The organism is Neorhizobium petrolearium, assembly GCF_029854435.1.
GTDB lineage: Bacteria > Pseudomonadota > Alphaproteobacteria > Rhizobiales > Rhizobiaceae > Neorhizobium > Neorhizobium petrolearium.
The window spans coordinates 255318-277086 of the sequence record NZ_CP123000.1; the positions used below are offsets into that span (position 1 = coordinate 255318).

27 protein-coding genes are annotated in these 21769 nt (G+C 59.8%); 17 read left to right on the forward strand and 10 right to left on the reverse strand.

The genetic code is table 11. From position 1 onward, the window contains the following. Complete coding sequence (gene visR / locus QEO92_RS01340; protein WP_037158804.1) at positions 1-747, forward strand: transcriptional regulator VisR; 747 nt, start codon at positions 1-3, stop codon at positions 745-747. 62 nt (positions 748-809) lie between these two features. Here the strand turns inward: visR and QEO92_RS01345 are convergent, their stop codons facing one another. The 6 genes from QEO92_RS01345 to motA form a co-directional block, all read right to left on the reverse strand. After that, positions 810-1244, reverse strand: a complete 435-nt coding sequence (locus tag QEO92_RS01345) for a hypothetical protein (RefSeq protein ID WP_037158801.1) — start codon at positions 1242-1244, stop codon at positions 810-812. Positions 1245-1249: 5 nt separating this feature from the next. Then, a complete protein-coding gene (gene flhB / locus QEO92_RS01350; protein ID WP_037158799.1) occupies positions 1250-2329 on the reverse strand; it encodes a flagellar biosynthesis protein FlhB in 1080 nt (359 codons plus the stop codon). Between the two features lie 207 nt (positions 2330-2536). Beyond that, the gene (fliG, locus tag QEO92_RS01355) at positions 2537-3589 is read right to left on the reverse strand and encodes a flagellar motor switch protein FliG (protein ID WP_227701908.1); all 1053 of its coding nucleotides are present in this window, start codon (positions 3587-3589) and stop codon (positions 2537-2539) included. Between the two features lie 28 nt (positions 3590-3617). Next, a complete protein-coding gene (gene fliN / locus QEO92_RS01360; RefSeq protein WP_227701909.1) occupies positions 3618-4190 on the reverse strand; it encodes a flagellar motor switch protein FliN in 573 nt (190 codons plus the stop codon). 64 nt (positions 4191-4254) lie between these two features. Next, complete coding sequence (locus QEO92_RS01365) at positions 4255-5208, reverse strand: FliM/FliN family flagellar motor switch protein (protein ID WP_037159960.1); 954 nt, start codon at positions 5206-5208, stop codon at positions 4255-4257. Continuing rightward, positions 5208-6077 carry a flagellar motor stator protein MotA gene (gene motA / locus QEO92_RS01370; protein WP_037158790.1) on the reverse strand — a complete coding sequence of 290 codons (870 nt, stop codon included), beginning with the start codon at positions 6075-6077 and terminating at the stop codon, positions 5208-5210. Before motA ends, QEO92_RS01365 begins: the two co-directional genes overlap by 1 nt. Positions 6078-6279: 202 nt before the next feature. Here motA and QEO92_RS01375 point away from each other — a divergent pair, with 202 nt between their 5' ends. From QEO92_RS01375 to QEO92_RS01450, 16 genes are all read left to right on the forward strand, one after another. Further along, positions 6280-7056, forward strand: coding sequence for a DUF1217 domain-containing protein (locus tag QEO92_RS01375; protein ID WP_227701911.1), 777 nt, complete (start codon positions 6280-6282; stop codon positions 7054-7056). A 1-nt stretch (position 7057) separates the two neighbouring features. Beyond that, the gene (flgF, locus tag QEO92_RS01380) at positions 7058-7795 is read left to right on the forward strand and encodes a flagellar basal-body rod protein FlgF (protein ID WP_037158783.1); all 738 of its coding nucleotides are present in this window, start codon (positions 7058-7060) and stop codon (positions 7793-7795) included. Positions 7796-7816: 21 nt separating this feature from the next. Then, positions 7817-9214, forward strand: coding sequence for a flagellar protein export ATPase FliI (gene fliI, locus QEO92_RS01385; RefSeq protein WP_152601296.1), 1398 nt, complete (start codon positions 7817-7819; stop codon positions 9212-9214). A 1-nt stretch (position 9215) separates the two neighbouring features. Beyond that, positions 9216-9770, forward strand: coding sequence for a flagellar protein (locus tag QEO92_RS01390; RefSeq protein ID WP_152601295.1), 555 nt, complete (start codon positions 9216-9218; stop codon positions 9768-9770). A 53-nt stretch (positions 9771-9823) separates the two neighbouring features. Beyond that, the gene (gene flgB / locus QEO92_RS01395) at positions 9824-10210 is read left to right on the forward strand and encodes a flagellar basal body rod protein FlgB (RefSeq protein WP_227701912.1); all 387 of its coding nucleotides are present in this window, start codon (positions 9824-9826) and stop codon (positions 10208-10210) included. Between the two features lie 4 nt (positions 10211-10214). After that, positions 10215-10634, forward strand: coding sequence for a flagellar basal body rod protein FlgC (gene flgC, locus QEO92_RS01400; RefSeq protein ID WP_037158777.1), 420 nt, complete (start codon positions 10215-10217; stop codon positions 10632-10634). After that, a complete protein-coding gene (fliE, locus tag QEO92_RS01405) occupies positions 10631-10966 on the forward strand; it encodes a flagellar hook-basal body complex protein FliE (RefSeq protein ID WP_037158774.1) in 336 nt (111 codons plus the stop codon). Before flgC ends, fliE begins: the two co-directional genes overlap by 4 nt. An 18-nt stretch (positions 10967-10984) precedes the next feature. Then, positions 10985-11773 (forward strand): flagellar basal-body rod protein FlgG, encoded by a 789-nt coding sequence (gene flgG / locus QEO92_RS01410; protein WP_037158771.1) that lies wholly within the window; start codon positions 10985-10987, stop codon positions 11771-11773. Between the two features lie 18 nt (positions 11774-11791). Then, the gene (flgA, locus tag QEO92_RS01415) at positions 11792-12274 is read left to right on the forward strand and encodes a flagellar basal body P-ring formation chaperone FlgA (protein WP_227701913.1); all 483 of its coding nucleotides are present in this window, start codon (positions 11792-11794) and stop codon (positions 12272-12274) included. After that, positions 12271-13398, forward strand: a complete 1128-nt coding sequence (locus QEO92_RS01420) for a flagellar basal body P-ring protein FlgI (protein ID WP_037158765.1) — start codon at positions 12271-12273, stop codon at positions 13396-13398. Before flgA ends, QEO92_RS01420 begins: the two co-directional genes overlap by 4 nt. Continuing rightward, positions 13395-13952 carry a MotE family protein gene (locus QEO92_RS01425; protein WP_052183160.1) on the forward strand — a complete coding sequence of 186 codons (558 nt, stop codon included), beginning with the start codon at positions 13395-13397 and terminating at the stop codon, positions 13950-13952. Before QEO92_RS01420 ends, QEO92_RS01425 begins: the two co-directional genes overlap by 4 nt. Beyond that, positions 13949-14668: a flagellar basal body L-ring protein FlgH gene (gene flgH / locus QEO92_RS01430; protein ID WP_037158762.1), complete on the forward strand. Its 720-nt coding sequence runs from the start codon at positions 13949-13951 to the stop codon at positions 14666-14668. Before QEO92_RS01425 ends, flgH begins: the two co-directional genes overlap by 4 nt. A 41-nt stretch (positions 14669-14709) precedes the next feature. Next, a complete protein-coding gene (locus QEO92_RS01435) occupies positions 14710-15222 on the forward strand; it encodes a flagellar basal body-associated FliL family protein (protein WP_037158759.1) in 513 nt (170 codons plus the stop codon). Positions 15223-15370: 148 nt separating this feature from the next. After that, a complete protein-coding gene (locus tag QEO92_RS01440) occupies positions 15371-16531 on the forward strand; it encodes a DegT/DnrJ/EryC1/StrS family aminotransferase (RefSeq protein WP_227701914.1) in 1161 nt (386 codons plus the stop codon). A gap of 33 nt (positions 16532-16564) precedes the next feature. Continuing rightward, a complete protein-coding gene (locus QEO92_RS01445) occupies positions 16565-17326 on the forward strand; it encodes a cephalosporin hydroxylase family protein (protein WP_227701915.1) in 762 nt (253 codons plus the stop codon). 38 nt (positions 17327-17364) lie between these two features. Next, complete coding sequence (locus tag QEO92_RS01450) at positions 17365-18039, forward strand: GNAT family N-acetyltransferase (RefSeq protein WP_227701916.1); 675 nt, start codon at positions 17365-17367, stop codon at positions 18037-18039. A gap of 85 nt (positions 18040-18124) precedes the next feature. Here the strand turns inward: QEO92_RS01450 and QEO92_RS01455 are convergent, their stop codons facing one another. Genes QEO92_RS01455 through rfbF form a run of 4 tightly spaced genes read right to left on the reverse strand, consistent with a single transcriptional unit; the run spans position 18125 to position 21739 of the window. Further along, entirely contained in the window at positions 18125-19348 is a 1224-nt protein-coding gene (locus QEO92_RS01455) for a class I SAM-dependent methyltransferase (RefSeq protein WP_227701917.1), read from the reverse strand. Continuing rightward, entirely contained in the window at positions 19345-19905 is a 561-nt protein-coding gene (locus tag QEO92_RS01460) for a dTDP-4-dehydrorhamnose 3,5-epimerase family protein (protein ID WP_407720692.1), read from the reverse strand. The genes QEO92_RS01455 and QEO92_RS01460 overlap by 4 nt, the downstream gene beginning before the upstream one ends. After that, positions 19902-20984: a CDP-glucose 4,6-dehydratase gene (gene rfbG, locus QEO92_RS01465; protein WP_227701919.1), complete on the reverse strand. Its 1083-nt coding sequence runs from the start codon at positions 20982-20984 to the stop codon at positions 19902-19904. The genes QEO92_RS01460 and rfbG overlap by 4 nt, the downstream gene beginning before the upstream one ends. Next, positions 20966-21739: a glucose-1-phosphate cytidylyltransferase gene (gene rfbF, locus QEO92_RS01470; protein ID WP_227701920.1), complete on the reverse strand. Its 774-nt coding sequence runs from the start codon at positions 21737-21739 to the stop codon at positions 20966-20968. Before rfbF ends, rfbG begins: the two co-directional genes overlap by 19 nt. Positions 21740-21769: the final 30 nt, after the last annotated feature.

A 21769-nucleotide genomic window follows, 5' to 3' on the forward strand; every position in this document is an offset into this window, starting at 1 on the left:
ATGGGTTATTCGCGCAGCGGCACGGCAGACGGACCTGGAAGCATCCAGTATCTGCGCCTCCAACGCGCTTCGAGCCGGTCGGATATCTTTCCCAAGCTCACCGCCATGCAGAAGAATCTCAAGGCGCGCAATTTTGCGGTTTTCCGCATCGCCGGCGCCGGTCTGCCCAACAAGCGCAAGCTCGTCTGCGAATTGGACAACTGGGCGGCCGGCATGGTCGAAAGCGGCAACCAGTTGATCAGCGGTTATGGGGAAATCCTGCTCGACCATATCGAAATTTCCCTGCTGCCGCTGATTTGGAATGGATCGGAGAATACCAGTTTTGCCGACGCGGGGGAATTTTCCCCACTGACCCGTCGGCTGCCTTCCGATGTCGTGCCCTTTTCGGGAATTGCGTTTCCGGTGCGACTTGGAGCTCTCGGCAACGGATATGTGACATTTGTCGCCACATCCATGGAGTTCTCGAGTGATGCCATCATTGATCAGCATGTCAGAAGCTGCCAGGTCATGATGGATCTGCTGGCGCTCGATGAGCGCCGCAGCGTGCCGGCCGAGTCATTGAGCGAACGCGAGATTGCCTGCCTTCAGCTCGCTGGCGACGGCCGGATCAGCGAGGAGATCGCCGAGAAGCTCGGCCTGTCCGTCCATACCGTCAATGCCTATCTGGGTTCGGCGACCATAAAGCTCGATTCGGTCAATCGTATCCAGGCGATCGCCAAGGCTATTCGGCTCGGTTATATCCACTGATTTTCCGGAAACAGAAGCGCGGCCCGGATGCCGCCCCGTAACGTTCCTCACATGAACGTTCCTCACATGGAGGATGCGCCGGTTCTCGCAAACTTGGCTTCCTGCAGGCTTCTCGCCAGGAACGCGGTGTTGTCGTCCGGATTGTCCATGGGCTCCTGGAAGGAGATGTGGTCGATCTCCAGGCCGGCCTTGCTGTAGGCTAGCGTCAGGCGCGCGTAAACCGAAACGCCGCGCGGCTTGATTTCGAGATCAAGGACGACCTCCGGCGCACCGTCCCATTCGAGCTTGTAATCGCCACCAGCGCCAAAGCTCACCGTACCGGGATGAAAATAAAGTTCGGCAGCAGACGATACGAGATCGGCAAGGCTGCCGTAGCACTCCAGGCGTAAAAGCGAGATGAGGTCGCCTGCATCGAGCAGGCGAAGCTCGGAAGCCACCGGACTGATTGCTTGTGCGACGATTTTTTCCCGTTCGATGGAATAGGTGCATTTTTTCATGACGCTCAGCGTGCCCGTTTTTTCAGAGACCGGGATGCGTAGACCCGGTGCACAAGTTCTGCCACAGCCTTGTAGAAGGCTGGTGGAATGACACTATCCACTGAGACTTGCGCAAACATGGAGCGTGCCAGGGGCGGATCCTCGAAAACAGGGATGCCGTTGGCTTCGGCTATTTCACGGATCTTGAGGGCAATCAGGTCCTGCCCCTTGGCCACGACCACGGGCGCATCGTTCTCCTCGCGCACGTATCGCAAGGCAACGGCATAGTGAGTCGGGTTGGCGATGACGAGCGTGGCGCGAGGCACATTGTTGATCATGCGGCGGCGTGCTCGGTCGCGAGCCACCGATTTCTGACGTGACTTGACGATCGGGTCGCCCTGCGCCTGCTTATATTCGTCCTTGACCTCCTGTTTGGTCATCTTGAGTTGGTTGTACCAGTGATGACGGGTCCACAGGACGTCGACGACCGCCAGGAAGCCGGCGGAAAGGATGACGACGATCACCATCTTTCTGATAATCGTGTCCAGCTTGACGAGAATGACCTGAGGATCGGAGAACATCGCATCCAGCGAGGCGAAAAACTCGCCCCGCAATGCGAAATACATGATGATCGAGACAATCAGGATCTTGAAGAGCGACTTGCCGAACTCCACCAGCCCCGGAATGCTGTAGATCCGGCTAAAGCCCTTCATCGGCGAAAGCCGGGAAATTTGTGGCCGCACACGTTCGAGCACCAACGACGGCATGTTCTGCGCAAACGACGAAGCCAGCCCGAATACAATAAAGAGCAGCATGGCCGGAACCAGCAAGGCCGCGATCGCCCAGGCAAGGTGGACACCAAGCGAGACGACGTCCGGCGTGTTCTCCAGCCGCCATTGATCCGGTTGCTCGAAAAGGTCCTTCAGCGTTTCGCCGACCCGCATTATCCCTGACGGAAGGAAGAAGACGAGGAAGACATAAAAGGCAAGGATGGAGGCGAAGAGCGGCACTTCCCGCGAAAAGGGTATGTTACCCTTTTCCGCCGCCTCGGTCATTCGTTTGGCGGTGGGGTTTTCTGTTTTGCTGTCCTTGTCTTCATCCGACACGGCGCGGGACCAATCGATCTTGGGTTGCGGGGACGTGGCTCAAACGAATCGGCCGCCGCCGCCAGCGATGTTATCGCATCGCCGGCTACCCGCTAATCGAGTCAACAAAAAGACTGTGGGTTGCGGGATTGATGGCAGCGCCAACCGCAACGAAAACGGAGTGAGGATCGCCCCACCCCGTTTCCCTTCCTCGTGCATCATTCCGTATCAGGCGGCTTCCGCCGGCTTTTCTTCGTCCTTCTTTTCTTCCTTGAGAAGAATCTGGCCGGAGTTGGCGAGCCGGATTGCTTCCTGTGCGACGGCGCGGCGGGCGATCGCCACTTCGCGCGGATTGAGGTTCGGAGCCTGGACGGCGAGATCGCTTTCGATCATGCGGCGCTGGCGCGGGCTGATCGCCGAAAGGACACATTCCCTGATCTCGTTGTTCGAGCCGCGCAGTGCCATGGTGAGAATGTCTGCCGCCACATCGTTGAGCAGCATGACGCGGCTGCGTTGCGGCATGTACAGGAGGTCTTCGAAGAGGAAGATTTTCGGGCGGACCTTGTTGACCGATTCCTTGCTGATCGTTTCGAGCGAGTTGAGCAGGGTATCGACCTGGTTCTTCTCGAGTTCGTTCATGAGCTCGGCAACCTTGTTCGAGCCGTTGGCGTTGCGCTCCGCGTCGATTGCGGCGATCAGCTCGATCACCCGGTTTTCGATGATCTGCGCCGCCTTGGGGCTGACGTCCTTCATGTTGACGGCACGGTTCATAATGTCGGCACGACGGCTCTCGGGGAGCTGAAGCAGGACTTTCGCACCGAAACTGGAGGGCATCTGCGAAAGGATGTAGGCAATGGTCTGCGGATGTTCGCGCGACAGGAACTTGCCCACGAACGCAGGCTCGGCATCTTGCAGCCGGTCCCAGATATTGGCCTGGTAGGCCTCGAAGGCGGCGCGGCGGCCGAGCAGCCCATCCACCTCTTCCGGGGTCAGGCCAGCTTCGAGAATGCCCTCGATCGCTGCCGCATTGTCCATGAGGCCGGTTCCCTCGGTGAAAAGGTCCTCGAACTCGTTCACGACCTGAAGAAGTTCATCGGGCGGGATCGCGCGGAGCGCCTGTGCCGAAGCAATGATATTCTGCAACTCGCTCTGGGTGAAATATTTGAGAAGCTTGCCGGCGACGCCCTTGCCCATGGCGAGAAGAATTGCAGCCGCTTTTTCGGCTTGGGACAGCGGTGTCGTAGAAAGTGCGCTACCGCCGAAATCCTCAAAGTCCATCATGGTCTTCCTTCTCTGTCCCGAACAGGGATCAGGTTCTTCTCGTGCTCAGCACTTCCATCAGCCTCACGCCAAAGCGGGTGTCATCATTCTCCAGGATGGTGATTTCGCCCTTGCCGATGCGGCGGCCATTGACCACGATTTCCACAGGCTCGCCGATCTTCTTGTCGAGTGCGATCGTGGCGCCTTCTTCAAGGCTCATCAGTCCGGAGACCTGCATGCGGCTTGTTCCGAGCACGATTTCAACGTCGATCGGGATATCCATGATCAGGTCGAGGTTGGCATCAAGGGCACTGCCCGGCTCCTGATAGGTGGCACCGGTTGATGAGCTGCCGAACTCGTTGCCGCCGAAATCGCCGCTGCCGAAATCCGCATCTTCGCCGAAACTTGCAGCCTGGGTTTCGAAACCGCCACCAAACGATGGAGCATCGGCTGAAAAATCGCTGGTGCCGGACGCGCTGAAATCGGCATCGAAGCCCGGCACTTCGCCGTCGGCGTCAGATTTCAGGACGCCGCGCAGATCATCGATTGCTTGATCCAGTTCGGCCTCATTGCCGACAGGCATCAGCGGGTCGTCGGTGAAAGATGTCTTCTTCGTAGCCATGCGATCATTATTCCTGTTGAAACTTGCGTCAGCCTGCCTTGTCATGGCGCGGACGGAACCGGGTCTAGCCTATCAGGTGCCTTAAAATTTCATCGTCGGTACTGATATTATCCTTTACACGGACTGTATAACGCTCGCCGGATCGTCCAAATTCGCACGAATACATATCTTTGCCGTTGGCGCTGACCTGGGCACGGACATCCCCCTTGTCCTGGAAGGCGATCACGTCGCCGGCAGCGAGCCGCGCGATCGTGCCAAGCGTCAGCTTCTGCAGGCGGATGCGGGCCTCGAGGGTCACATGCGAGCGGCGAACCTGCTCGTTCATGCGATCCGCCCACTCCTGCCTGGCCTTCGACACCTGCGCCCTGGCTTTCGGTGCCACAACCTTTGTCTTGAGAAATGCGCTCTGCGGGATGATGAGCGCGAATTCCGAGGTAATTGCTCCAAGTTCGAGTGCCATGCGGATCGCCACGCCGAACTCGGGACGGTCAATTTCTTCAGGCTTCGGTCTGTCTTCTGCGTTGTGGGGGCGCTCCAGGCTGGCTTCGAAACCGCCCGGCGCGTTGACGCCCGAACGAAGCACATTGGCGATCCGTTCGAAAACCATCACGGCAAGATCGAGTTCGATATCGGAGAGCGGGCGGTCTATGGGCTGCGTGACCGTGTCGGCGGCGGCACCCAGCATCAATTCCATCAGCGCGATGACGAAACTGTTGCCGCAGGCGAGTACAAAATTCGGAGACCAGTTGCGAAGGCTCCCATCGGATAGGGCGAAACCGTCGCCGAGATCGGCAATCAGGTCGTTCATCAGGCCCGACGTGCAGCTCACGTAGGAGACGCCGATCCGTATGCCGGTTTCGCTGTGAAAGACGTCCGGCAGGAACTCCATATACAGTTGTGCGAATTCGCTGCTGATGCTTTCGATCGTCTTCTTGTCGCCGAGGCCGCCGGTCAGCTTTGCGAGAAGCGCCAGGTCCATCCCCGGCGCAGTTGGCTGGGTCGTTTGATTGGTCGTCATCATGCCGCCTTTTCACCACCAGGATTCATCATTTCCTGCTCGACCGAGTCGATCGAGGGTCGTTCCTTGTTGGAAATCGTCTTGCGTCCGTATTCGAGCGCGACCTGCGGTACGGAGCCGTTCATGTAGGCAAGCAGGGTCTGCTTGACGATGATGTAGAGCCGCTGCTGCTTGTTGCGGACGATCTTGATCTGCGAGCAAAGCGGGTTGCAGACGCAGTAGGACAGGAAGATGCCGAGCATGGTGCCGACGAGCGCCGCGCCGATGAGGCCGCCGAGGACTTCAGGCGATTCATTGATCTTGCTCATTGCTTTGATGACGCCGAGGACGGCCGCGATGATACCGATGGCCGGGAAGGAATCTCCGATTGCGATGATCGCGTGATAGGGCTTCATCTTGTCCTGGAGCATCGTGTCGAGCTCCTCGTCCATCAGGGCCTCGATCTCGTGGGAGCGAGCGTTGCCGATGATGATCAGCCGCACATAGTCGCAGATGAATGCGGTGAGTTCCTTGTTTTTCAGCACGGTCGGGGCGGTCTGGAAGATCGAAGATTCGTCCGGATTGTCGATATGTGCTTCGATTTCGTTGCGCGACTTGGTCCTCAGGTCGCGCATCAAGGAATAGAGTACGCCGAGAACGTCGAGGTAATCGCGCTCTTTGGGAACGGCGTTCTTGAAGGCTTCCCCCATCGCCTTGCCGGAATCCTTCACCACCTTCATCGGATTGCCCATGATGAAGGCGCCTACGCCTGCGCCGCCGATGATCATGAGCTCGAAGGGCTGAACAAGCACGTCGACATGGCCGCCCATGGCCATGAAGCCACCGAGAATACAGCCAACGGAGATGACAAATCCGATAATAATATTCATCGCGTACCTGTGCCCGATCGTTTTCGTATGGTCTCGGGATACGGCTTCTGGCTTGCGTGAGGCTGGTTGAGGAATCGCGAATTCGAAGGGGACAGGAACAGCTTCGCACAAGTCTTCGCGCATAGTTCTCGCCATGATCGGATCGGATTGCCCGCTCCGCAGCGCCGTCCGCCGCTCCGCGGACCCGGGGTAGAGAGCCATCGTGATCACGACCTATACCAGCTACACGATGATCAGCCGCGATCTGCCGAAGTCGCTGGCCCGCGTTGCAGAGAAGCCGGATGTTGCGCGTGAGACGGAATATTACCTTTCCAGGATAGGCAGCATCAAGACGGTCGACGATTTCATGGCCGACACGCGCGTCTACAACTACGCGCTGAAGGCTCATGGCCTCGAGGACATGGCCTACGCCAAGGCCTTCATCCGCAAGGCCTTGACGGAAGGCACCGCCGATGAGAACGCCTTTGCCAACAAGCTCTCCGACAGTCGTTATGCGTCGCTGGTCGAATCTCTGAATTTCGCCGCCTACGGATCGACAGCCACATCCTTTGACAAAGCGCAGAAAGGCGTTGTCGACAAGTTCCAGCGCCAGACGCTGGAAGAGGAGGCGGGCGAGGACAACATGGGCGTTCGCCTTGCCCTTTATTTTGAACGCATGGCGCCGACGATCAAGTCGGGCATGGAAATCCTCGCCGACGACGCGCTCTCGGAAGTCCTGCGCACCACATTGCAACTCCCGGACGAGATCATCGGCGCCGATCTCGACCGTCAGGCCGAGTATATCGAAGATGCCGTCAGCATCGAGGATTTTCAGGATCCGGCCAAGGTCGGCAAATTCCTGGAGCGCTTCACCGCCATGTGGGAACTCGAAAATCCGTCCGACACCTCTGACCCCCTGGCGCCATTCAATGCTCCCTCGAACGGGATTTCAACGGACCTTCTGATCTCGATCAATAACCTGAAACTCGGAGGCAAATGATATGCAGTCCGGACTTTATGTCGGCATTTCTTCACAAATCGCGCTCGAGCGCCGCTTGAACACGATCGCCGACAACATGGCCAACATGAACACCGTTGGTTTCCGTTCGACGGAAGTCAAGTTCGACGAGGTCTTGAGCAAAACCCAGAACGATATCAGCGCGAAGATTGCCTTCGTCACCCAGGGCAACGATTATCTGTCGACCCGCACCGGTGAACTCCAGAGAACGGGCAATCCGCTGGATTTCGCCATCAAGGGCAATGCCTGGTTCGCGATCGACACCCCGGCCGGCCAAGTGCTGACCCGCGACGGTCGCTTCACCATGGACGAGACCGGGCAGCTTCGCTCCAGCCAGGGTTTTCCGGTTCTCGATGCGGGGGGCGCACCGATCCAGCTCAACCGCGAAGCCGGCCCGCCGACGGTGGGTGCGGATGGCATCATCATGCAGAACGACCAGCCGGTTGCCACCGTTGGTCTCTTCACGGCCGACCTTTCCAAGGGTTTCAACCGTTACGAGAATTCAGGCATCATCTTCGTAGATACCCCGCAGCCGGTTCTGGAAGGCATGGAGAACTCGGTGGTCCAGGGCTATGTCGAACAGTCCAACGTCAACGGTATCGGCGAGATGACGGAACTCATCCAGGTCAACCGGGCCTTCGAGAGCATTTCGGCACTCATGCGCGACAGCGAGTCTTCGATGAACGATGCCATCAGGACGCTCGGCGGCTCCAACAGCTAACAACAGGAAAATGGGCCCGCCATGATGGAAGCGGCTATCCTCAATGCGGTCAACGGCGGCAAGCTGGCACAGCTTGCGGGCCTTTCCGCGCGTTATGCAGATCCTGTGTTCTCCGTCGCCCATGGTGGTCATGTCAGGACCATCGCGGCGGGACATTACACGGTTGCGGGCCTTTCGAAACATGTGCGGCTTGGGGAATTCGTCGCGCACCGCAGCGCGACCGGCATTCACCTGGGCGAGGTGGTGCGCGTCGAGCCGGACGTGGTCTTCGTCTGCCCGATCGAACCGGGAGAGCCGATCGGCATCGGCGACACGGTTATCCGCAAGGGCGCCTTTCGCGTTGCACCGGACAATAGCTGGTGCGGCCGGACGATCAATTCGCTCGGGGAGCCGATTGACGGAAAGGGGCCGCTTGCGCGCGGTCTTGCTCCGCGTTCGATCGCCAATACCGCGCCGCCGTCCATGTCGCGCAGCCGCGTCGAAAAGGGCTTCAAGACCGGGGTGAGGGCGGTCGATATATTTTCGCCACTCTGCCTCGGCCAGCGTCTTGGCATTTTTGCCGGCTCCGGCGTCGGCAAGTCGACGCTTCTGTCGATGCTCGCCAGGGCCGACGCCTTCGACAAGGTGGTGATCGCGCTGGTTGGCGAACGCGGTCGCGAAGTTCGCGAATTCATCGAGGATACGCTGGGCGACAACATGGCGAAGTCGATCGCGGTCGTCGCGACCAGCGATGAGAGTCCGATGCTGCGCAAGATGGCGCCGCTGGTGGCAATCACCATCGCAGAACATTTCCGCGACCAGGGGGACAATGTCCTCTTCATCGCCGACAGCATCACCCGCTTTGCCCATGCGATCCGCGAGGTGGCGGTCGCATCCGGCGAGCCGCCGATCGCCCGCGGCTATCCCGCTTCCGTGTTTACCGAATTGCCGCGCCTGCTTGAACGGGCCGGTCCGGGCGTCGAAGGCACCGGCACGATCACGGCAATCATCTCGATCCTCGTCGACGGCGATAACCACAACGATCCGATCGCCGATTCGACGCGCGGCATTCTGGACGGGCATATCGTCCTCGACCGCTCGCTTGCCGAGGAAGGGCGCTATCCGCCGATCAATCCGCTCGCCTCGATCTCGCGTCTTGCCCGCAAGGCCTGGACGGACGACCAGGAAAAGCTGGTGTCGCGGCTGAAGTCGCTGGTGCATCGCTACGAGGAAACGCGCGACCTGCGTCTGATCGGCGGTTATCGGGCCGGCAGCGATCCTGACCTGGACATGGCGATCAAGCAGGTCCCGGTCATCTATGAGGTCCTGAAGCAGACACCGGGAGAGAAGCCCGCTCTCGACGCCTATACGGATCTCGCAACCGCGCTCAGGGCTGCGGCAGGGCAGGGCAATCCGCCCTCCGCCATAGCAAGAAGGTGATATGATGAGCGGTGACAGGAACAGAGAAACAGCAGGATCGTCGTCGCGGACGGGCGACAGGATGTTGGCCGCGACGGGTATCGCACTTGCTGCAGCGTCCGCCTTCTTTCCCTGGTACGTTTTCCTGAACGCGGACAAATTCGGAATCCGGACCGAATCGCTTGGCCGCACGCGTGACCTGCCTCCGGGCATAGGGCGGCCGGTGGTCAGCGTCTCGCCACTTGCCATGACCGACAGCTCCAAGGATGACTGGCCTGTTCCGATCGGGCCGGCTGATGCGCTGACCACGGCCACCACGTCCTCGCTGGGTGAGACTCGTGAAAACGGAACCTTTCGAGAGGAACAGCCGCTTCCCGGAAGGGGCGGTTTCCGGCTGCTGCATGTAGCCAACGGTCGAGCGCTGATCGAGGACGGTTCCGGTATGTACATGGTTAGGGTCGGTTCGAGCCTACCCGACAATAGCAAGCTTGCCGCGCTGGAGCAGCGCGACGGCCGCTGGGTGATCATCACGTCCACAGGAGACGTCTATCAGGACACAAGCGCGGCCGGTCCGTAAGTCCGACGCAAGGTTACCGGCCTAGGCTTCGGATAAAAGATGGAGAGAAGCCTATGCAACCGATTCAACTGTTCGAAATGGCAGCACGTCAGGCCGATTGGCTCTCGGTGCGTCAGGAAGTTGTTGCGGGCAACATCGCCAATGCCAACACGCCCAAATACAAGGCGAAGGACGTAACGCCGTTCGAGGCCGTTCTGGACAAGGCATATATTCCCATGGCCCGCACCCATCCCGGCCATATCGCCTCGAACAATCTCAGCGAAGAGGTCGAGCTCAAGGAATCGGAACTGAACGAAGAAATCGGCGTGCAGGAATCCGGCAATACCGTCTCGCTTGCGGAAGAGCTGTCGAAGACGGGCGAAATCAAGCGTCAATACGAACTGAGCACAGGTCTGGTGAAGTCGTTTCACAGCATGATGCTGCTGACAGTAAAGAGGTAAGCAAATGGATCCGCTTTCAGCCTCCCTGAAGATCGCTGGATCGGGAATGGAGGCCCAGGCCACGCGCCTGCGCATCGTTTCCGAAAACATCGCCAATGCCCGCTCCACCGGCGATACGCCGGGTGCGGACCCCTACCGTCGCAAGCTCATCACCTTCGGTGCCGAACTGGACCGGGCGAGCGGCGTAGACGTGGTCGAGGTCAAGAAGTTGGGCGTCGACCAGTCCAAATTCGTCGAGGAATATGATCCTGACCATCCGGCCGCCGACGAGAAGGGCATGGTCAAGCTGCCAAACGTCAACATGCTCATCGAGATGGCTGATATGCGGGAAGCGAACCGCTCCTATGACGCCAATCTCCAGACCATCAAGCAGACGCGTGAGCTGATCGCCGCGACGATTGACCTTCTGAAGGCCGGACAATGATCGATAAGATTCAGAACGTAAGCTCCCTTTCGCTCTCCAACGGGATTGAGGATATCTCTTCCGAGAAGAGTTCCGTGCTCGGATCGACCGCGCTCACGCCTGGTCAGAACACCGGCATGAACTTCGCACAAGTCCTTGGCGATATGGCAACCGACACGATGAACAGCCTGAAGGGTGCCGAAGCGATGTCCTTCAAGGCGATCCAGGGCAAGGCGAATACGCGTGAGGTCGTGGATGCGGTGCTGGAGGCCCAGCAGTCGCTGCAGACGGCCATGGCGCTGCGGGACAAGATCGTCTCCGCCTATCTCGAAATCACGAAAATGCCGATTTAACGCTTTGAGGACGAAGACATGAGAGCGCTTTCCGTCGCCGCAACGGGCATGGATGCCCAGCAGACCAATCTCGAAGTCATTGCGAACAATATCGCCAACATCAATACGACGGGCTACAAGCGTGCTCGCGCAGAGTTCTCCGATCTGCTCTATCAAAGCGAGCGTGCGCAGGGCGTGCCGAACCGCGCCAATCAGGCGATCGTGCCGGAAGGCGCCAATATCGGTCTCGGTGTGCAGACGTCTGCGGTGCGCAACATCCATACACAGGGTGAACTGGCGCACACCGAAAACGATCTGGACGTCGCGATCGTCGGTCGCGGCTGGTATCAGATCCAGGCTCCTGATGGCACGACGCTCTACAGCCGCGCCGGCGCCTTCAACAAGAATGCCGAGGGCCAACTGGTCACGATCGACGGTTATGCGGTCGTTCCCAACATTACCTTCCCCGCGGATGTGAGCGAAACGCAGATCACCCGCACGGGCCAGGTCATGGTTCGCATCGGCAATTCCACGGATTTTACCGAAATCGGTCAGCTCACCGTCGCCAACTTTGTCAACGAGGCTGGTCTCCAGCCGCTCGGCGACAATCTGTTCGCGCAGACTGCCGCATCCGGCGAGCCGATCGTTGCGGTGCCCGAGGATCCGGGCTTCGGTTACCTGAAGCAGGGTTATCTGGAAAGCTCCAACGTCGACGCGGTCAAGGAGATCACTGATCTGATCTCCGCCCAGCGTGCTTACGAGATGAATTCCAAGGTCATCACTACCGCAGATGAGATGGCGCAGATCGTCAGCAAGAACCTGAAATAAAACAGGAGGCAGGCAGACATGAGGTTTCGCCGGAAAAATGCGTTTGGCGCCGGGTTGGCTGCGCCCATTCTGGCCGCACTCCTTGTCGGGGCGGGGACACCGGCCCTGGCCCAGATGGGTACGGCCGTCGTGCCGATCCGGACCATTTATCCCGGCGAAGAGATCGGCAGGGGCAGCGTCGAAGAGGTCGATGTCACCAATCCGAATCTCTCCGGCGAATATGCGCGAGAGTCCAGGGAAGTCGTCGGCATGGTGGCGAAGCGGACCCTGCTGCCCGGCCGCACCATTCCGCCATCGGCGCTTCGCGAAGCCTTTGCTGTGACCCGCGGCTCATCTGTCCGGCTGGTGTTTACGATCGGCAACTTGAACATTTCCGCCTCCGGAACGCCGCTCGAGAATGCTGCGATTGGTGATGTCATCCGCGTTCGCAACATCGATTCGGGCGTCACGGTGAGCGGCACCGTTATGGCCGACGGTACGATACAGGTGATGGCGAAATGAGAAAGAACTGCTTCCTCGCCATTCTTGCCCTCGTCGGCTCTCTTCTGGGCGCCGTACCGGCTGCGGGCCAGAACGCACCCATCGCCGCGCGCATCAAGGACATCGCATCGCTGCAATCCGGCCGCGACAACCAGCTCATCGGCTATGGTCTTGTCGTCGGCCTGCAAGGCACCGGCGACAGCTTGCGCTCGTCGCCTTTCACCGACCAGTCCATGCGGGCCATGCTTCAGAACCTCGGCATTTCGATGCAGGGCAGCCAGTCGAATGCCAAGAACGTCGCGGCTGTCATGGTCACGGCCAACTTGCCGCCTTTCGCGAGCCCGGGCAGCCGCATCGACGTAACTGCCAGTTCGCTCGGTGACGCGACGTCGCTGCGCGGCGGCACCTTGGTCATGACTTCACTTTCGGGTGCGGACGGGCAGATCTATGCGGTGGCCCAGGGTGCGCTGGTCGTGTCGGGTTTCTCGGCGCAGGGCCAGGCGGCGACGCTGACGGAAGGTGTCACGACCGCAGGCCGGGTTCCGAACGGCGCCATCATCGAACGCGAGCTGCCTTCCAGGTTCAAGGATTCCGTCAACCTGGTTCTGCAGCTTCGCAATCCGGACTTCTCGACGGCGGTGCGGGTGTCCGATGCCGTCAATGCTTTTGCGGCCCGCCGTTATGGCGGACCGATTGCCGACCCGCGCGATAGCCAGGAGGTAATCATCGCCAAGCCGAAGACCGCCGACCTCACCCGGCTGATGGCCGAGATTGAAAATCTGGTGGTCGAAACCGATACCCCGGCCAAGGTCGTCGTCAACGAGCGCACCGGTACGATCGTCATCGGTTCGGACGTGAAGATATCGCGCGTCGCAGTGAGCTACGGCACGCTGACTGTGCAGGTCACCGAGACGCCGCAGGTGATCCAGCCGGAGCCGTTTTCCCGTGGTCAGACGGCGGTACAGCCTCAAACGGATATCATGGCCATGAAGGACGGTGGTCAGGTCGCGATCCTGAACGGACCGGATCTGCGCACGCTTGTCGCGGGCCTCAACAGCATCGGCGTCAAGCCGGACGGCATCATCGCCATCCTGCAGGGCATCAAGTCCGCTGGCGCCCTTCAAGCGGAGCTCGTCCTGCAATGACCGAGACCCTGTTCACCGTTTCCATATCAAAAACGCTGGCTCGCCGCGTTCTTGCCGCCGCGGCTGTCCTGACGCTGGTCTCTCAGGTGGGAGCACAACAGCCGGCGATGATTTCCGAAACCTCGACCGGCGACGAGATCCAGAAATTCTGCACCAATATTGCAGATGCGGCGCGCGACCAGCGCTACCTCCTGCAGAAGCAGGAGCTTGAGAAGCTGCAGTCGGATGTCGACGAGCGTATCAGGACGCTTGAAGACCGCACGGCTGAATATCAGGACTGGCTGAAGCGCCGCAACGATTTCCTGGCACGCGCCGAGGCCGGTCTGGTCGACATCTTCAAGACGATGAAACCGGACGCCGCCGCGCCGCAGCTCGAGGAGATGCGGATGGAGATCGCCGCGGCGATCATCATGCAGCTTCCGGCGCGCCAGTCCGCCCTGTTCCTGAGCGAGATGGACCCGCAAAAGGCCGGCATGATCTCGACGATCATTTCCAGCGCTTCCGATCCAAATACGTCGAAAACACCTCCCAATACTCCGAAAGCGCCCTCATGACGAAACGCATTCCCGCCATCATGGCTTGTCTCCTTCTTGCAGGCTGCAACAGCCAGACCATCAAGGAGATCGGCAATGCGCCGGCGATGAGCCCGATCGGCAGCGGCCTGCAATATGCACAGACGCCGCAGATGTCCTCCTATCCGAAGCAGCCGCGTCACCTTGCAAGCGGTTATTCGCTTTGGAGTGACAGCCAGGCAGCGCTCTTCAAGGATGCCCGCGCGCTGAACGTCGGCGATATCCTGACCGTCGATATCCAGATCAACGACCGTGCCTCCTTCGACAACGAGACGGAGCGCACCCGTGAGAATTCCACCGGCCTCTCCTGGCAACTGGGCGTAAGCAACCTTTTCGGCTGGACGCCGGAGGCGGAGGCGACCGGTGATCTCGGTTCCGATTCCAATACGGATTCACACGGCAAGGGCTCGACGGAACGTTCCGAACGGCTGAAGCTGCTCGTGGCTGCGGTCGTCACCGGCATCCTTGAGAACGGCAATCTGCTGATCAGCGGCTCTCAGGAGGTCCGTGTCAATCACGAAATCCGCATTCTGAACGTCGCCGGTATCGTTCGCCCCCAGGATGTCGATTCCAACAACATGATCTCTTATGAGAAAATCGCCGAAGCCCGCATCTCTTACGGTGGCCGCGGTCGCCTGATGGAGGTCCAGCAACCTCCGGTGGGGCAGCAGGTCGTCGATCTGTTCTCGCCCTTCTGATGAGTGCGGATGGGGTCTCTTGATTTGAAGGTTTGAAGACCATGGCGGAAGAAACACAGGCAGCCGAAGCCGGCAGCAAGAAGAATACCGTGATGGTGCTTGCGGGTGTCGCGATCCTGACGCTGGTTGGCGCCGGCGGCGGCTGGGTTGTCGGCGGAATGATCGCGCCGAAGGAACCGGCCCCCGAGCCTCAGCAGGAGGCCGCTGCTGCAGGCGGCGAGCATGGCGAAGGCAAGAAGGACGAAGGGCTTCCGCATATCTCCACGCCGGAGAATGGCGTCGTTCTTCTGGAGCCGATCACGACCAATCTCGCCTATCCGTCGGAAAACTGGATACGGCTTGAAGTGGCGCTTGCTTTCAAGGGGCCGCCGGAACTGCCCCTCGCGGAGAATATCCATCAGGATATCCTTGCCTATATGCGTACCGTTTCGCTGCAGCAGATCGAGGGGCCGCGCGGCTTTCAGTACCTCAAGGACGATATCCAGGAGCGCATCGACCTGCGCTCGCAGGGTAAGGTTGCCAAGGTGATGTTCCGAACGTTCGTGATCGAATGATGGTTGCCGTTTCGTCAGTCCGGGAAAGCGCAACTGGGCATGTCAGCCGTATTCGGTCGCTGGGACGGAAAGTCATATGAACACCACAAGCCCCGTGCAAGTGTGTGCTGCTTAGTTCAGCCCTGAAACTCCGGAACCGTGCCGCAAGATGACCGCCAGAATCTTCTACACAAAGCCTTCCATCACCGAGCTGGAAATGCGCTATGCGGTGGATGCGGTCGCAACCGGCTGGGGTGCGAAGTGCTACGACTACATTAACCGGTTCGAGCGGACTTTTTGCGAACATCTAGGCGTGCGCTACGCGATCGCGACATCGAGCTGCACCGGCGCCATGCATATGGGCCTTGCGGCGCTGGATGTCGGCCCGGGCGACGAGGTGATCTTGGCCGATACGAACTGGATCGCAACCGCAGCGCCGATCGTACATCTCGGCGCCACGCCTGTGTTTGTCGATATTCTCCCCGACACCTGGTGTCTGGATCCGGTTCAGGTCGAACGGCATATCACACCCCGGACGAAGGCGATCGTTGCAACCCATATCTACGGCAATCTGTGTGATATGGAGGCGCTGCTCGCGATCGGGGAAAGACATGGTGTCGCGGTCATCGAGGATGCGGCGGAGGCGTTGGGCTCGGCCATAAACGGCAGGCGGGCCGGTTCGATGGGCCGCTTCGGTACCTTTTCCTTCCATGGCACGAAAACGGTGACGACCGGCGAGGGCGGCATGTTCGTCACCAATGATGCCGATCTTTACGAACGTGTCCTCACCCTCAGCAATCACGGCAGGGCACGAGGCCAGACCAGGCAGTTCTGGCCGGATATGATCGGCTTCAAGTACAAGATGTCGAATGTTCAGGCCGCCATAGGCTGCGGGCAGCTCGAACGCATAGAGGAACTGACCGCGCGCAAGCGTGACATCCTGAAGATATACAAGGCGAAGCTCTCCGGCATTTCCGGCATCGCGCTCAATCCGGAACACGAAGGGACCGTCAACGGCGCCTGGATGCCGACGGTCGTATTCTCCGAGACATGGGGAATAACCAGCGAGGATCTGCAGAAGGCCTTCCACGCCGCGGATATCGACGCGCGCGTCTTCTTTCACCCTCTGTCGAGCTTGCCGATGTTCGAGGAACAGCGGCACGAAGGGAATGTCTATAATGTGAACGCCTGGAGTATTCCGCAGCGTGCCATCAATCTTCCCAGCTACCATGACATGACGGAAGACGACCTCAACCGAGTGGCGAACACGCTTCTTGATCTCCTCGCGGTCCACGACCGCCAATCCCGGTCAGTTGCCGGAAAGAAATGAATAATCCACCTAAAGACAGGGCTTTGGAATCAAATGACCACCAAGGATGATCGCCTCGAATTTGAAGAGCACAAGAGGCAGATGTCTCTGGCTTTGGGCAAGGACGAGGCCGCTTTCCGGCAGTCGCTGGATACTCTCATCACGCTCGACAAACACGATTACTTCTATCTGTGGTCCTGGATGGGACTGCCGATCATCCAGACGCCGGCGGATATCATGGCGACCCAGGAAGTGATCTGGAACACCAAGCCGGATGTGATCATCGAGACCGGCATTGCCCGCGGCGGTTCACTGATCTTCATGGCGTCGCTCTTCGCGGCGATGGGCAAAACCGACGGAAAGGTGATCGGCGTCGATATAGACATTCGCGCGCATAATCGCGAAGCGATCGAATCCCATCCGCTTTCCCGCCACATCACGATGATCCAGGGCGGTTCGGTGGATGCGGATATCCTCGAGGCGGTGAAAGCCGAAATTCCTGCCGGCGCGCGCGTGATGGTGGTTCTGGATAGCGACCATTCGCGTAATCATGTTCTCGCTGAGTGCCGCGCTTACGGCCCGCTGGTGACGGAGGGATGTTATCTGGTCGTGGCCGATACGCTTATTGGTCATCTGACGCCCGAACAGGCCTTCACGAAGCGCTCGAAGGTCTGGCTGCAGGGTGATGAGCCGTTGCAGGCACTCAAGGACTACATGGCCGAAAACGACCTCTTCGAAGTCGATCCGGTGCTGAACGGCAAACTTGTCCTGTCCTCTTCGCCGGGTGGCTATTGCGTCCGCAAGAGCACGAAGTAAGGCGAAAGAGGCCTCTCTGGCCAGAAGGACATCGTCGGATGGTGCTTTCCGATATGCTTCTGTTCAAGGACAACGCCGATCCGAGCACACGGCTTGCCATTGCTATCCACGACGAGACGGACCGGCAGCTCGGAGAGTTGCAATGTCTGGACAAAGCGCTGGCAAGCGAGACCGGCCTGGTCGAGGATCTGACGGATTGGCGCAACGCCGCCAGAACGTCATTCCTGACGCAGTTCGAGGCAAGGCCTGATAGAACGGCCACATGGCTCCGGAATGTCGTTCTCGCTGCTCCCGACCGTATCCTGTTTATCGTCAGGAGCACCGGCGGCGAACGCATCGGTCATATCGGGATCAGCAACGTCTCAGACGAAAAGGCCGAGATCGACAACGTCATGCGCGGGCGCCGTTCCGGCGAACGGCGCATGATGTTCTATAGCAGCGTGGCGCTCATCGCCTGGATATTCGAAACGCTCCGGGTGCCGGTTACGCAACTGTGCGTGCTCTCGCTCAATACGGGGGCGATCAGACTCTATGACCGTCTGGGATTCGAAGAGGTCGAGCGCACGCCGCTCCGGCGCATCGATGAGCCGGATATGACCCGCTACACCACGCAGGCCGACCACGGCTCGGCGGCCGGTTTCGACTACCTGCGGATGGAGATATCGGCAGAACGCTTCCGTCGACTTTATCCCTGGGTTTACGCGGCCGGCTAAGCCGCAGCCAATTCTCTTCCGCATGGAATAGCAAAATGCACCGCATGGCCTCTTGAGGGACCTTCGACCGCGATCGCAGCTCACATTATCTGATTTCCAAATGCGGAACCGCAGTCACGAACTTCGTTCCTTGCTCGGACAAAGAGGCGAGCTGCTGACGGACTTCTGCTGCGATGTTCCAGGGCAGGATCATTACATAATCCGGCCGGCGCTCGAAAATGACGTCCGGGTGCAGGATGGGAATATGGCTCCCGGGCATGAACTTGTCCTGTTTGGCGGCAGCGGCATCGCAGACGAAGGACAGGAGATCGGGCTTGACGCCCGCGAAGTTCAGGAGCGTGTTGCCCTTGGCCGCAGCTCCATAGGCTGCCACTGTTTTTCCCTCGCGTCTCGCCTGCAGCAGGAAGGCAAGCGCGTCGTTCTTGACCTGCTCCGCCTTGACCTGGAATTGAGCATAAGTCGCGGCTGTCCGCAGGCTGCGGCGTTCCTCCTCGGTGAGTAGCGAACCGATCGCGTCGGTCGTCTGCCTCGGATCATCCGCATGGCAGCCGAAGATGCGCAGGCTTCCGCCATGGGTCGGAAGTTCCTCGACATCGAAGACCCGCAAGCCTGCACTTTCGAAGATCTTTCCAACGGTGAAGAGGGAAAGATAGGAGAAATGCTCGTGATAGACGGTGTCGAACTGATTCTGCTCGATCAGCCTCATGAGATGCGGGAATTCCAGTGTGATCGTACCGCCGGGCTTGAGCGCCGCCTTCAGGCCCCGTGTGAAATCATTGATGTCGGGAACATGGGCATAGACATTGTTGCCGAGAATGAGGTCGGCGCTCCTGCCTTCATCGGCGAGCGTCTTGCCGAGGGCTTCACCGAAGAATTCCCGGAGCACCGGGATACCCAATGCCTCCGCAGCCTCGGCCGTGCTTGCTGTCGGCTCGATCCCGAGGCAGGGAATGTTGGCGGCGACGAAATTCTTCAGAAGGTAACCGTCGTTCGAGGCGACTTCGATGACCATGCTTTGCTGACCAAGGCCAAGCCGTGTGGTAATCGTCTCGACATAGCGGGCCGCATGGGCGAGCCAGCTCCTCGATGCGCTGGAGAAGTAGGCATATTCGGCACTGAAAAGCGATTCTGCGGAGGCGTAATCCTCTGTCTGTACGAGCCAGCATTCCTCGCAGACCTTCAGCCTCAGCGGGAAATAGACTTCCGGCTTGGAGAGGTCCGCAGCGGTGAGATAGGCGTTGGATGGCGGCGCGAAGCCGAGGTCGAGGAAGTCGCAGCGGAGAGCGCTGCCGCAATGCCGGCATTTCATGGCGTCAGTCCCGTAAATTCTTCTGTCAGGTATGGATGGCGACGATCCCGCTCGGACATTTCGGTGATCTCCAGCGGCCAGTTGATGCCAAGCGCCGCATCCTGCGAATTCAGTGCTCCTTCTGCGCCTGGCACGTAGGGCACCGAATGCAGATAGAGGAGTTCGCAATCACCGGTAAGCGTCTGAAAACCGTGCGCAAAGCCCTCGGGTATCAGCAGCGACCGGCGATTGTCTGCGGAAAGCTCTTCCGCATGCCATTTGAGGTAGGTTGACGAATCGGCCCTCAGATCGACGGCGACATCCCAGACAGCGCCGCGGATGCAGTTGACCAGCTTCATTTCGGAATGTGGCGGATGCTGAAAATGCATGCCGCGCACCGTGCCTTTGCGCGCGGTCATCGTCAGGTTGATCTGCGCGACCGGCTTGGCCCAGCCTGCCGCAGCGAGCTCCTCGGCACAGAACATGCGCGACAGGAAGCCACGTGAATCGCCAAGGTTCTGGCGTTCGATGAGCTTCAGGCCGGCAAGCGGCAGATCGGTAGTTGCGAAGCGGCTCAAGGACATGCCTCGTAGTCGGTGATTTCGGCTTCGCAGAGCGCACGTGCATCGGCGCCGCCGTGCTGTGCGCGATACCATGTCATGGTCCGGTCGACGGCTTCCTTAAGCAGCCAACGCGGCTCGATATTCAACATGTGCCGCGCCTTGGCCGTTTCCAGCGCAAGCCAGCGCGCCTCGTGCGGTCCCTCGGTGCCATCGCCATATTGGACGTCTCCTGAGCCGTAGGAGGCTCGGGCGATCTCGATCACCTGACGCACGGATGCCGCCTCGTGGCTCACCGGTCCGAAGTTATATGCCTGAGCAAGGGTCGGATCGTCGTAGAGTCGTTCCGCGAGCACGAGATAGGCTGAAAGCGGCTCCAGCACGTGCTGCCACGGGCGTTTCGCCTCCGGCCGCCGGACATGCAGGGCCTTGCCGGACTGCCATGCCCGCGCCGCATCCGGCAGCAGCCGGTCCATGGACCAGTCACCGCCGCCGATCACGTTGCCGGCTCGGGCGCTGGCGACAGCGACGCCTTGCTCGCGCAGAAAGGAGTCGCGATAGCTTGAAATGGTGATCTCTGCCGCCGCCTTGCTGGCGCTGTAGGGATCATGACCGCCGATCTGGTCCGTTTCCCGATAAGGGAAGGCATGTTCGAGGTTCCGGTAGACCTTGTCCGTCGTGATTGCCACGACGACGCGCGCCGACGGGACCGAACGAACGGCTTCAAGCAGGTTCGCCGTGCCGAGCACATTCGTCGCGAACGTGCCGAGCGGGTCCTGATAACTCGGCCGCACCAGGGCCTGCGCGGCAAGATGCAGCACGATCTCGGGCGAGGCCATCCGGACGAGTTCGGCCAGCCTTGCCGCGTCGCGGATATCCTGGAAATGGCTTGCCGCAAGTTCCGGCCGTGCGAGCGTAAACAGGTTCGGCTCGGTTTCCGGCGGCAGCGAAATGCCGGTGACGCTTGCGCCGAGTCGCGCAAGCCAGATGGAGAGCCAGGTTCCCTTGAAGCCGGTATGTCCGGTCAGCAGAACACGCTTGCCCGCCCAGAAATCGGAGTTTGGCCGAACACAAGCTGTCACGGCCAGATCTTCCACGGTGCTTGTCCCGATGCCCAGAGTTCCTCGAGCAGGTTCTTTTCGCGCAACGTGTCCATCGGCTGCCAGAAGCCCTCGTGCTCGTAGGCCATCAGCTCGCTCATGGCGGCGAGAGATGTCATCGGCGCGGCTTCCCACGGCGTGCTGTCGGCGTCGATGAGATCGATGGACTTGGGAGACAGGACGAAAAAGCCGCCGTTGATCATGCCGCCGTCACCACGCGGCTTTTCCACGAAGCCGGTGACCTGGCTGCCGTCACGCTCCAGGGCACCGTAGCGGCCAGGCGGATGAACGGCCGTTACCGTTGCCAGCCTGCCATGGGCGCGATGGAACTTGATCACTTCGGTAATGTTCACATCGCTCAACCCGTCGCCATAGGTGAAGCAGAAGCAATCCTCGTAGCGCAGATAATCTGCGACGCGTCTTAGGCGGCCGCCGGTCATCGTGGCTTCGCCGGTATCGATCAGCGTGACCTTCCACGGCTCGGCCGTGCGGCGGTGAACCTGCATCTCGTTATAGGCCATGTCGAAGGTGATATCCGACATATGCAGGAAGTAGTTCGCGAAATACTCCTTGATGACATAGCCCTTGTATCCGCAGCAGATGATGAACTCGTTCACGCCGTGGGCGGAATAGAGCTTCATGATATGCCAGAGGATCGGTCGGCCGCCGATCTCGATCATCGGCTTCGGCCTCAGATGGGTTTCCTCGGAGATGCGGGTCCCGAGCCCGCCGGCCAGAATAACAGCTTTCACTTCTTTCTCTCTCAGCCCTCAGGGGCGGGT